Below are 11,883 nucleotides of genomic sequence, written 5' to 3'. Positions count from 1 at the left end.
CTATCCCGGAATCTGAATGCGGGCAGCTTCCTGCAGCAGCAGATCGGAGATCATCACCGTCGCCGGTCCGGAAGCAATGTCGAAGGCTATGGATCCGCGCGACTTGTCGCCCGGAACAATTTTCCCCGCGCCCAACTGGTTATGGACGAAGAGATTCTGGTCGGCTTTTCGCCCTTGGCTGTCCTTGGCGCTGAAATAGAACGGATTTGAACTGGTCTCCCCGGTCTGCGTCTCCCACAGGACGTCCAGGAGCAGGTACTCGCCGTTTTTCGGCGGAACCGCCATCACCGAATCGCCCAGGCTCTGGGTGCGGACGGCTGAAGCGATGGTGATCCGCGCGACGTCGCCGTTGCGCATCGGGACGGTGAACGGCACGCCCACCTTGGGTTCCGCCGGCGCCACGGTTTTCACCGGAGCGGCGGTTTTTGCTGCGGCGGGAGCCGCAACGGGAACTCGGTCCGACGACGACGGCGACGGCGACGCGGCCGACGTCGGTGTCGCCACCGGGTGTACGGCCGCGGCGGGTTTGCCGCTGCCAGCCGAACACGAACCCACGGCAATGCCAAAGATGACAACGGCGGTCGGGATGAGAATGCGCTTCTTCCGGTAGAAGGGCTTGCGGTTCCGATTCGCCGGGTCCGGCTTGGGAGACGTGTGGACTGCGGTTTCGGTCAGTTCGGGGATTCGTGCAGACATGATGTGCCTTTCGTTGCGTGCTGAAGTTGCGTGCTGAAGCTGTTGTTGGTGGAAGGTGCGTCGCTGGCCAGTGCGAGGCTGCATTGGCACAGTGCTGGACAGAATCGCCTATTAAGTGCGGACGTTACTGCTTTTCCCAGCTGCCGCAGCGGGCCGTATTGAAATCCTGGCCGGGCGCCAGGGTCACGGCTGGGCGGCCGCCGCCTGGGAGGTCGTTTTCGACGATGTCGCTTCCGTTGGTCCCGCTCTTATAGATGGCCCAATAGCACCTGGAGCCCACAGGCGCGGTGGCGCGGTAGGTGCCAGGCGTAAGGTCCGTCCCTACCGTCCACGTGCCATCGCTGATGGTGTTCGCGGCTTTCTTTTGCTCGGCTCCGGCAACGGCGTCTTCGCGCTTCTTGACGGCCGCTTGGGCGTCTTTGACCACTCCTTCCGCGGCCGTCACATCGGTTTCACGGGTTCCAACGGCGGTCTCGCGGTCGCTGATTCCATTGAGCAGGGTGTCATAGCGACCCTTAATCGAGTCGTAACTGGATCGAGCCGAATCCCTGTCCGCCACGGCCGAAGACTTTACCGTGTCCAAGGCACGGTAGGCATCGCTGGCCTTGGGATCCGGCATGGTGTATCCCACCGCTCCCCCAGCCGCCAGCAGCAGCGCGCCGGCGACGGCAATCGCGGCCCATTTTTTGCGCTTTGAGGTACCGGTCTTACTACCGGGTATCCGTCCGCCTTCCGTTTCCTGCGTCTGATCCTGGTTCTCCGCCTGGTCCAGGTTCTGTGTCTGCTCTTGGTCCGGATCATTCGCTCGATCCTGCTGCTGGTCCCGCATCTGTTCCATCGTCATTCCCCCAAATCGTTTCGTGCTTCCTTGGCCCGGCAACTTTCGGTCTTTCGGGCCACTGCACGGGCAACCTTGCCCTCGATGCCGTCGGGCCAAATCATGGAACCGCCTCTGCGGGCGCCGAACAATCGGCCGCCCGCCAGCCCCAGCATGGTGCCATCGGCGCTGAACAGAACTTCAGATCCTCTGTCGTCCGTCGGCCGCTCGGACCCGCCGTCCGCGGGACGCTTAAGCCCGCCGTACACGACGGGACGCTCAGACCCGCCGTCCTCCGCCGAAGCCTCTGTGCCGCCGTTCATTGCATCGGCGGGGCCACGGGCGGTGGCGCCTTCATCCGGCTTTGTCACGTTCTCTCCTGATCGGGGAATGCGGGTGTGAAACCGGACGTCGGCGGCACCCCCCAACCAAAGCCACCGACGACCGGTGCGGGGCCCGATGTACCGGCCCTGCAGAATCAACCTATGGCCGTGTTGGATCCCTTTTGCAGCGGATGGTTGATAATGGGGGTTATCAAAGCTTTGGAGTCATCGCAGCGTTCGATCTGCAGTTACTCTGGAGCAGGACAGCCCGCAGGACCCCTCTGGGAGAGGGCAGACCGCAGGACGCCTTTGGGACACGGCCAGGACCGGCCAACCATCGGCCCGCTTTTGCACGGGACACCGGAAGGAAACGACAGTGCAGCAGAACGCAGCAATGGACATGACCCTGTCCGACGTCGCAGCACTGGCCCATGTGCAGCGCCCGGTGGTTTCCATGTGGCGCACCCGGGGAGTGCGCTCCGGCGTCCCTTTCCAGAACCAGCACGGACGGACCGTGGACGGGAGCTCTTTGACGCGGAGGAAGTTGCCGCCTGGCTCACGGAGACGGGCCGTGGCAATAATCCAAGTGCGCAAGCGGACGTGGCAGCCTACGCGTCGCCGGCGGCCACGCCCGGCACCATAAATTCCACGAATTCCACGGAAACTCACGCCGGACACTTTGAAGCCCTCACTGCACTGTTGGCCCTGCGGGTCACCAGCGGCAGCACGCTGGGAGGGCTCAGCAGCGCCGAGCTTTTGGACGCCGCCGACGAGTCCGATCCGGACGACCACTTCCTTTACCGGGAGCTGGAGGCCCGCGGAAAGCAACTGACGCCTTTGGCCCAGTACGCGGACCGGTTGGTGGATGGCTCCTACAACGCGGCGGCCGCCTTCGAAAAGCTCATGACCGACAGATTCCGCACGGGTCTGGGCGGTCACTCAACCGTGGCCCTGACCGCCCCTGCCATCGAGTTGGTGGCAGCCGCCGCCGTCGAGCTGGGCCGGACGGTGGGCTCCGATCCCTCCTTTGTCGATCCCACCCTGGGCGGCAGCGATCTGCTGCTGGGAGTTCTTCACCGGTTGGGCGACGCGGGCAGTCCGACATTTCTGACCACCAAGGACGACGACGGCGCCGCGCGGCTGGTTCGGCGCCGGCTGCGGGCACATGGCGTTCGGGCCGTCCCACTGGACATCGGCACGGACGGCAGTTTTGACGTTCCCGGTCCGGCCGTCCAAATGGCCCAGTTTCCCTCCCCCGGCTGCCCTTCCATGGGACCGGATCAAATCCTTGCCGGCATTGAGCAGATTCTGCTGCAAATGGATGACCCCCAGCGTGCCGTTCTCATTGCGCCAGCCGGCGTGCTGTGCGACGCAGCCGTCGCCGGCACCAGGGTTTCCGGCCTACGGGCGGACCTGCTGCGATCCGGCCGGGTCCGCGCGGTGATCCGTCTTCCGCAGGGACTGCGGCGCAGCCAACCACGCCAAGCCCAGGCGCTGTGGGTGCTGGGACCGTCCTTCGCGGAGGTGGACATTGCGGACCGCTGGACCATGGTGGCGGATCTGATCGGACAGGAACTGACGCCGGCCGCGGCGCAGGATCTTCTTGCCGACATAGCGGCCTCGATGGGTGACCGGGCCATGGTGCGCGCGCACTCCTTCCGCTTCGCCCGGCTGGTTCTTACCCGCTCGCTGTTGGCAGCACGCGGGTCGCTGGTGGCGGCCGCCCAGCCCACCGGTGCAGCCCAACGACGTGCGGCAGATCCAGCCGCGGCGGCCGTTCGGGCCGATGAGCTGCTCCGGCTGCTGACCGAAGAATCCGGCGCTGGACAGTCACCGGACCTTCGCATCCTTTCGACTGCGGCCGGCCCAGCAGCGGCAACTCCGCTCCCGGCCGCCGCCATCCACCAGCTGCTGGTTGCCGGCGCACTGAAATATCTGCAGGGAAACCGCCTCGACCCTGACGATCTGGCCGGCGCCGGCAGCACCAGACTTATTGGCACAGCCGAACTGCTCACTACGGGCCGGAGCCGATCCATCAGCCTGCTGGATTTCACCCGGCGCCATCCGCACGGCCGGCTTACCGAACCCGGAGACATCGTCTTTTGCACCAGCCCGCGGCCTGCCGCCGTCGTCGATACCCAAGGCGCCGCCGTCGTCCTCTTTCCGGCCCGGGTGCTGCGCATCAATGCCACGAAACCGCGCGGACTGCACCCGGACGTCGTCGCCGCCGACATCAACGCCCTACCGCCGGCAGCGAAGGACTGGCGCAACTGGCGGCTGCGCACGGTGCCCGAAAGCCAGCACCAGGCCCTCACCGATGCCCTACAGCAGATCCAACACGCCCAGCGCCTGGCCCGCGAACGGCTCCTGATGCTTAATGAACTCGATAACCTGATCAAGGACGGAGTGTCGTGTGGCAGTCTCAGCCTCGCTGCCGGCGTCCCCACGGAAGGAAACACCTAATGCCCCCGAAGTCTGCCCTCCGGGCAAAGACCGCCGAGCTGCCCTCGACCATGAAGGAACTGAAGGACACCCTGTGGAAGGCCGCGGACAAGCTGCGCGGTTCCATGGACGCCTCGCAGTACAAGGACGTGATCCTGGGGCTGGTGTTCCTGAAGTACGTTTCCGACGCGTTCGATGAGCGCCGCGGGCAGATCCAGACCGAGCTTGAGGCCGACGGGCTGAATGCCGAGCAGATCGGCCAGCTGATCGACGACACCGACGAGTACACCGGCCGCGGCGTCTTCTGGGTCCCGGCCCGGGCCCGCTGGACCTACCTGGCGCAGAACGCCAAGGGCACGCAGGCCGACGGCGGCGACGCAGCCCGGACCATCGGCGAACTGATCGACGACGCCATGGACCTCATCATGTCCGCCAACCCGAGCCTGGCCGCGACCCTGCCGCGCATCTTCAACCGGGACAACATCGACCAGCGCCGCCTCGGTGAACTGCTGGACCTGTTCAACTCCGCGCGCTTCACCGGCCAGGGCGCCACCAAGGCCCGCGACCTGCTCGGCGAGGTGTACGAATACTTTTTGGAGAAATTCGCCAAGGCCGAGGGTAAGCGCGGCGGCGAGTTCTACACCCCTGCTGGCGTGGTCCGGGTGCTGGTCGAAGTGCTCGAGCCGACCTACGGCCGGGTCTACGACCCCTGCTGCGGCTCCGGCGGCATGTTCGTGCAGACCGAGAAATTTCTGGAGCACCACCAAAAAGAAGGCTCCAACATCTCTGTCTACGGCCAGGAGCTCAACGAGCGCACCTGGCGGATGGCCAAAATGAACCTCGCCATCCACGGCCTCAACGCCAACCTCGCCTCCCGCTGGGGCGACACCTTCGCGCGCGACCAGCACCCCGAACTGACCGGCGACCGCGGCGCGGACTTCGTGATGGCCAACCCGCCCTTCAACATCAAGGACTGGGCCCGCGCCGAGTCTGACCCGCGCTGGAAGTACGGCGTCCCGCCCACCGGCAACGCCAACTATGCCTGGATCCAGCACATTCTCTCCAAACTCGCACCCGGCGGCTCGGCCGGCGTGGTCATGGCCAACGGCTCCATGTCCTCCAACTCCGGCGGCGAAGGCGACATCCGTGCGAACCTCGTCGAGGCGGACCTGGTTTCCTGCATGATCGCCCTGCCCACACAACTCTTCCGCTCCACCGGCATCCCCGTCTGCACCTGGTTCTTCGCCAAGGACAAAACCGTTGGGACGCACGGATCCGTGGACCGCACCGGACAGGTACTCTTTATCGACGCCCGCAACCTGGGCTATATGGTGGACCGCGCCGAGCGCGCACTCTCCGACGAAGACATCGCCAAGATCGCAGGCACCTTCCACGCCTGGCGCGGAACCACTTCCGCCGTCGACGCGGGCCTGACGTACGACGACGAACCCGGCTTCTGCTATTCGGCCACCCTCGCGGAGGTCAAGGCCGCCGACTACGCCCTCACCCCCGACGGTACGTTGGGGCCGCAGAGGTTGAGGACGACGGCGAACCGATCGAGGAAAAAATCGCCAGGTTGTCGAAGGAGCTGTTCGAACAGTTCGACGAATCCGAACGACTGGCGCACGTTGTTCGCGAACAGTTGGGGCGGGTCTCGTGACCGACTGGCGGCAGATCAAGCTAGGCGATATTGCTGAGGAAGTCACGGTCGGCCACGTCGGTTCAATGGCTCAGGAATACATATCCACTGGAATCCCTTTGCTACGATCACAGAATGTCCTTCGCCATGGTTTCGACCTTTCGGACGTGAAGTACATCGATGAGGCTTTCCACTTAAAGTTGAAGAAGAGCGCGCTTCGTGGTGGCGACGTCGTTACGGTCCGAACAGGAAAGCCTGGATCGACGGCAGTTGTACCTGCCGAATGGTCGGCAGCCAACTGCTCAGACCTAGTAATTACCCGTCCCGGGCCGCAAATCGATCCTTACTGGCTTAGCTATTACATAAACAGCGCAGCAGCAGGCTACATTGACTCTCAACTGGTCGGTGCTGTCCAGCAGCACTTCAACGTCAGTTCAGCGAAAAACATGAATCTGAACCTTCCTTCGCTCCAGGAGCAGCGGGCGATTGCGGAGGTGCTGGGCGCGCTCGACGACAAGATCGCCGCCAACACCAAGCTCGCTGCTACCGCCGTATCACTGCTTGAGGCACATTTTGCCGCGTTGGGTTTGAACCAAGATCCTGGAGAGGACACACCTCTAGTCGGACTCGACGAGCTCGTAGAACTCAATCCCAAGGTGGCCGCTCCTGTGGAAGCCGAACCTGTCTATGTGGATATGCAGAAAATCCCTGTTGCCAACATAAGCATCAGCGACTGGGATCATCGACCGGCAAAAGGCGGAGCCCGGTTCAAGAACGGCGATACGTTGCTTGCGAGGATAACGCCCTGCCTGGAAAACCGTAAAACCGGCTTCGTGGACTTCTTGGACGACGGCCAAGTGGGAATAGGCTCAACAGAGTTCATCGTCCTACGGTCCCGCGCCGGCATCCCCATCGCTCTCTCATACTTCATCGCGACAAGTGAACGTTTTAGAACCTTCGCAATCAGACACATGGTCGGCACATCGGGCAGGCAACGCGTCTCGGCCCTTGACTTGACGGGATATACAGTCAGCAAACCTGACGATCGTGATCTGGCCGAGTTCGAGGAATCTACCGGTTGCACGTTTGTTCTTATGAAGTCCCTCACCGACGAGAATCGCAGTCTTGCCGCTACCCGCGACGCGCTTCTTCCCCAGCTGATGTCCGGCAAACTGCGGGTCAGGGAAGCCGAGGAGCTGGTCTCCGCCGTCGTCTAGTCGTTTTTGGTCGGACCCGGACGCCAATGTTCAGCGTCGGGGCGCCCGTGATTTGCAGACCCAAAACCCGACCTCAGAACCGACCAGCCAGTTCCTCGTTGATTTCGTCCAGATCGAAGGCTTTCGGATCGAGAGTTTCTCCCGGCTGCAGCCCCAGCCACTCGCGGTACTCGTCGTGCTCCTCGTGGCCGGGATCGTTGACGGCCTCGACGATGTGCGCCCAGCCGTCGGGGCCGCCGCTGTCCTCCGCTGGTGGGGCGCCGCGGCCCGCGGTGCACCGCGGAAGCTGCCCGACGCCGTCGTCCGTCGAAATCTTCTCGACCTTGATCTCGTGATCCCAGCCGTCGCCAAAGTCATAGGTGTACGTCATCGAACTGCCGATGTCCGGCAGAAGTTTGACGACGCTGACTGTCGCCTCGTCCTGCGGAGCTTCTCCGAATCCGTCGTCCTCCCCGTCCGGATCAACCGGGCCGTAAGCCGGCCCGCGCAGGCCGCCGGTCTGGAATTCGTGCAGGTGGAAATCCTGCCAGGCAAACAGTGACTGGATGGTCTGGTGCAGCTGGCTGAGCGGCATGCCGGACTGCACCAGAACCCGGCGCCAGATCGGCGGCTTGGAGCCCTTCAGCGTGACTTTCAGTTGCAGGATCGACCCACCCGCCGGCCGCTGCTGCGCCGGCGCCTCGATGACAATATCGCCCGCGAGCGCCCGCTCAATTTCCTCCGCCGAAATGTCCGGCATCTCCCCCGCGCTGATGTCCGGCTCGTCTGCGCTGGCGTCGTCGAAGTCGTCGGCGTCGTCGGCGTCGTCGAAGTCTCCGCCCAATCCGAGTTCTTCCAGCACCCCGTCATGGTCCAGGACCTCCGCCACCGCTTGCACGAGTGCGGGGGGCACTCTGAAGTGGGTGTCCATTGTCAGCAGGCCGAGCTCGGTGAAACCCTTCAGCCGCTGCACCGCCAGGCCGCTCAGCAGCCGGACCAGCAGCCTTTCCCCTTCCGGCGCCTGATGTTCGGCGGCCAGAATTTGTTCCACCGACGGCGGCTCCGGAGTGGTCGCCGCGATCAGGACTGACGCCAGCAGACTGGAGACCTGGCCCTGCCACGGCTGTGCCGGGTCTACGTCGAGCACCGCCACCTCGAGAAAGTTCACCGTGAAGTTGTGGAACTCCTCCAGGCGGGCCCACGGCTCCCCGGTCAGAAAATATGCAACCACCTCGGTAGGAACCGCTTTCGATGCGCCCAGGCCGATAAGCCCGGCCCGCTCCAACGCCTTCCACAGCTGGGCAAGCGGCGGGACGTCAAACATACTGCGGACAGTGTGAACGACTTCTTCGGACGTCCCCGCAGAGGAGTCTTCGGCATGGACACGTTTGGAGCCGCCCCTGGCCCTCACACCGATGGAGGCCGCAGCAGCTTCGATGTCCTTCAGCCGAAGCGCGCCCGTTGCGGTCACCGGCTTCCCATCGCCGATCCACTCAAGCAAGGCCGCAGCCCGTTGGATGAGAGGCAGGTTGGAAAAGACTTCGTAGGCCCGCTCATCGGAGACTTCCGGCACATCGATGAGACCGCCGTCGTCGGTATCCCCATTCGTGAACTGACCGTCAACTGTTGCAAAGAAGCTAAGAATGGCGGCCAGGTTCTCCTCAGTTCCCGTCCACCGGCCCGTTTCGGAAAGGAAGTCCACGAAGGCGTGCATGGCGATCACGGTGAAGGCGCTGTCTCCCGGCTGCTCCTCGCCGGCCGGGGCCGCAACGGCGGTGCTTGCTTCGGCGACGGCCTTCGCCAACGGAATCGGGTCAAGGTTGGTGATCTCCGAGCCGGCAGTTTCCTCCATATACCGGGCCAGCACCGCCTTGGCCTGGTTCAGGAGATCCAAGGCAACAGCGGCTGGGGCTTCGGCCGGTGCTTGCGCCTTGAACCATTGAAGGAAGGCTGGTGTGAGGGCGTCCACGGCACGTGCCGAGCGAAAGGCGCTCAGGGAAGTGGATCCGGCAGAGCCAGAACCGGGGGCGCCCTTCCGCGATGGGCTCTTTCCCCTGTGCCGATTCTTGTTGTTCCTGGTCATGCCGCACCTGTCTGGTTGCTGATGTGCCGTTACGACGACGGTACCGACCTACCGGGCCGCGTGCCAGTTCTGCTCTGCTCTGCAACCGAGATGCGTCGGATCCATCGAGACCAACGATGATTAAGTTCCAACGGCACATGCTGGCGTCGGGCACCGCGAAACTGATCGGCGGGTCTTTGGACCCTTGCAGCCGGGTGGGCGGAGCGAAAGAATGGCCTTGTCCGCGACTGCGGACGCTCAACAGAAATCCAGGTCCCGTGGCGAGCTCACCATCCACCAGTACACAGTCATCCAGCGGTTCGTCACCGGGGACGGCAAAGTCGCGCGACGCCGGGGATTCTTTCCTGCCTAACATCGGTGTCTACATCCTTGATGATCATGAACTGGTCCGCCGCGGGCTGGCCGAACTCTTGGAGGGTGAGGGTTTCACTGTCGTTGGTTCGTCGGGCTCTGCAGCCGAGGCGACACGGCAGATTCCCGCGCTTCATCCCGACGTCTGCGTCTTGGATGCGCGTCTGCCCGATGGGACTGGGATCGAGGTCTGCCGCGACGTGCGCGCCGTGGACACTTCACTGCGCTGTCTCATCCTGACCAGTTACGACGACGAGCAGGCGGTCCGCGGGGCTGTGCTCGCCGGTGCGGCAGGATACGTCCTAAAAGAGATCGGCGGGACGGACCTGGTTTCCGCTCTGCGCCGGGCAGCCGACGGGGAATCTCTCTTTGACTCCGCACTCAAGAGCCGAGTGGTCCGGGGACTGGTCGAACTCGAACATCTGGATCCGCGGGTTGCGATGCTTACCGCCCAGGAACGAAAAGTGCTGAATCTGATCGGGCAGGGATTGACGAACCGGCAAATCGGCCGGGAACTGTTTCTGGCCGAGAAGACGGTCAAGAATTACGTTTCATCGCTGCTCGCCAAGCTCGGCTTTGAACGCCGCACCCAGGCAGCGGTATACGTGACGCGCATCCCCTGAAGCGCCAGGACATCCGTTGGCCTAGACCTCGGCCAGTGGCACCGACCAGCATAGCCGCGTCCCTTTTCCGGGGGCGCTGTCCACGGTCAAGGATCCATCGAGCTCCCGGGCCCGTTGATCCATGTTGGCCAGTCCACTCCGGTGCGCCGGAGCAGCAAAGCCCGTGCCGTCGTCGTCCACCTGCAGGCTGACCCGGCTGTCCTCGACGGCCACCGTCACTTCGATTGTCTGCGCGCCGGAGTGGCGCACCGTGTTGCTCAAGCCCTCGGAGAGCACTGCCAGTAAATGTACGGATGTGGCGTCGTCAATGGCCGTATCCACCGGCCCGGCCAAGTGAAGCCGTGGTGTGAAAGGAAGCGACCGGGTGGCATTCCGGACACCGCGCAGAATCCGACTACTGAGCAGTTCGACGTTCCCGGCGCTTTCCTGGAGCGAATAGATGGTGTCCCGCAGATCCCGGATCGTGGAATCCAATTCCCCGGTTACAGCGTGGATCCGCTGCACCGCTATCGGATTGTCTGTGAGCCGGCCCAGGCTTTGGATGCTCAGCCCGGCGGCGAACAACCGTTGGATAACAACGTCGTGCAGGTCCTTGGCGATCCGGTCCCGGTCTGTCAGGACCACCAACTGCTCGCGGAGCCGGTTAGTGCGCACCAGCTCGAGGGCCAGCGCCGCCTGGGCCGCATAAAGAGCAGCCATTTCGACGAACGTTGCCGAATAATTTCCGCCGGCGGCGGGGCGAAGAAAAATCAGGACGCCATTTTCCATCTCTGCGGATCCCAGCGCCACCGCGAGGGCGGGGCCGAAACCCCTCCCCTCGCCGGCTCCCATCAGCTCCGCGGCAGTCGCGAGCGTAACGGGTACCCCTGCCTCCAGTACGTGTCGGACGACGACGGCGTCGAGTTCCAGCGACCTTCCCCGGAACGCTTCAGCGCCTTTCCCGGCAGCTGCGGCGATGAAGCTCGGACCGCCGTCACCGGAAGGAACGGCGATCAGTACCATGGCGGCACCGGAGACTTCCTGGGCGCGGTTGGCAACCAGGCCCAGGCCAGCGACTCCGCCGCCCTTTCTGCTCCCCATGGCACCGGCCGCAACAGCCATGCAGGCCTCCAGCCATTGCGAACGACGCCGGGAGTCGTCGAAGAGCCGTGCGTTCTCAATGGCGACGCCTGCAGCTGTCGCCAGCGCAACGGCAAGGTCCTCGTCCTCCTTAGTGAACAGCTCTCCGTTCTCTTTTTCGGTCAGGTACAGATTGCCGAAGACGATGTCCCGGATTCGGACTGGTACGCCCAGGAAGGTCTGCATCGGCGGATGGTGAGCGGGGAAACCGTACGAGGCGGGGTGGCTGTGCAGGTCAGGCAGCCGGATTGGCTTCGGCTCGCGGATCAGCAGTCCCAAAACGCCGTGGCCAGTGGGCAGGGGTCCTATCATGGCGGCGAGGTCCGGATCGATGCCGACCGTGACGAAGTGGCTCAGTCCGCCCTCCTCGCCGATGACCCCCAACGCGCCATAGCTGGCATGAAGCAAGGTGCACGCCGACTCAACTATCTGTTTCAGTACGGAGGCCAGATCCAGCTCGACACCGATCGACACCACGGCAGCCATCAGTCCCTGCATGCGTTCCTGCGTGTACAGCAGTTCGCCCGACCTCGGGGAATCCTTCATCCGACACCTCCAAAGGGAACCAACCGCGTGCTGAAAGACTACAGCCGG

At 63.9% G+C, this 11,883-nt stretch carries 8 protein-coding genes and 1 pseudogene; 4 read left to right on the top strand and 5 right to left on the bottom strand.

Annotation, left to right across the window (positions count from 1 at the left end; all coding sequences use genetic code 11):
* From IV498_RS02325 to IV498_RS02315, 3 genes are all read right to left on the bottom strand, one after another.
* On the bottom strand, nt 1–696 hold the full coding sequence (locus IV498_RS02325; protein WP_269044947.1) for a hypothetical protein: 696 nt from the start codon (nt 694–696) through the stop codon (nt 1–3).
* A 124-nt stretch (nt 697–820) separates the two neighbouring features.
* Nucleotides 821–1,540: a hypothetical protein gene (locus tag IV498_RS02320; protein WP_269044946.1), complete on the bottom strand. Its 720-nt coding sequence runs from the start codon at nt 1,538–1,540 to the stop codon at nt 821–823.
* A complete protein-coding gene (locus IV498_RS02315) occupies nt 1,537–1,884 on the bottom strand; it encodes a hypothetical protein (RefSeq protein ID WP_269044945.1) in 348 nt (115 codons plus the stop codon). Before IV498_RS02315 ends, IV498_RS02320 begins: the two co-directional genes overlap by 4 nt.
* 552 nt (nt 1,885–2,436) lie before the next feature.
* On the opposite strand from IV498_RS02315, the gene IV498_RS02310 reads away from it, so the two are divergent.
* The 3 genes and pseudogenes from IV498_RS02310 (at nt 2,437) to IV498_RS02300 (ending at nt 7,134) form a co-directional block, all read left to right on the top strand.
* Nucleotides 2,437–4,299 carry a hypothetical protein gene (locus tag IV498_RS02310; RefSeq protein ID WP_269044944.1) on the top strand — a complete coding sequence of 621 codons (1,863 nt, stop codon included), beginning with the start codon at nt 2,437–2,439 and terminating at the stop codon, nt 4,297–4,299.
* Nucleotides 4,299–5,938: pseudogene (locus IV498_RS02305) on the top strand (class I SAM-dependent DNA methyltransferase). The gene IV498_RS02310 and the pseudogene IV498_RS02305 overlap by 1 nt, the downstream one beginning before the upstream one ends.
* On the top strand, nt 5,935–7,134 hold the full coding sequence (locus IV498_RS02300; protein WP_269044943.1) for a restriction endonuclease subunit S: 1,200 nt from the start codon (nt 5,935–5,937) through the stop codon (nt 7,132–7,134). Before IV498_RS02305 ends, IV498_RS02300 begins: the two are co-directional and overlap by 4 nt.
* 73 nt (nt 7,135–7,207) lie before the next feature.
* Here the strand turns inward: IV498_RS02300 and IV498_RS02295 are convergent, their stop codons facing one another.
* A complete protein-coding gene (locus IV498_RS02295) occupies nt 7,208–9,196 on the bottom strand; it encodes a plasmid pRiA4b ORF-3 family protein (RefSeq protein WP_269044942.1) in 1,989 nt (662 codons plus the stop codon).
* Nucleotides 9,197–9,540: 344 nt separating this feature from the next.
* On the opposite strand from IV498_RS02295, the gene IV498_RS02290 reads away from it, so the two are divergent.
* Nucleotides 9,541–10,170 carry a response regulator transcription factor gene (locus IV498_RS02290; RefSeq protein ID WP_330059143.1) on the top strand — a complete coding sequence of 210 codons (630 nt, stop codon included), beginning with the start codon at nt 9,541–9,543 and terminating at the stop codon, nt 10,168–10,170.
* Between the two features lie 21 nt (nt 10,171–10,191).
* Here IV498_RS02290 and IV498_RS02285 read toward each other — a convergent pair whose 3' ends face one another.
* Complete coding sequence (locus tag IV498_RS02285) at nt 10,192–11,835, bottom strand: GAF domain-containing sensor histidine kinase (protein WP_269044941.1); 1,644 nt, start codon at nt 11,833–11,835, stop codon at nt 10,192–10,194.
* Nucleotides 11,836–11,883: the final 48 nt, after the last annotated feature.

This window comes from Paenarthrobacter sp. Z7-10 (assembly GCF_026932795.1).
Classification (GTDB): Bacteria; Actinomycetota; Actinomycetes; order Actinomycetales; family Micrococcaceae; genus Arthrobacter_M.
This window is presented reverse-complemented; position numbering and strand designations above follow the sequence as displayed.

Bases quoted from the DNA above. Each gene is read 5' to 3' on its own strand.
- IV498_RS02325 (WP_269044947.1), bottom strand. From the start codon at position 696: ATGTCTGCACGAATCCCCGAACTGACCGAAACCGCAGTCCACACGTCT.
- IV498_RS02320 (WP_269044946.1), bottom strand. From the start codon at position 1,540: ATGACGATGGAACAGATGCGGGACCAGCAGCAGGATCGAGCGAATGAT.
- IV498_RS02295 (WP_269044942.1), bottom strand. From the start codon at position 9,196: ATGACCAGGAACAACAAGAATCGGCACAGGGGAAAGAGCCCATCGCGG.
- IV498_RS02285 (WP_269044941.1), bottom strand. From the start codon at position 11,835: ATGAAGGATTCCCCGAGGTCGGGCGAACTGCTGTACACGCAGGAACGC.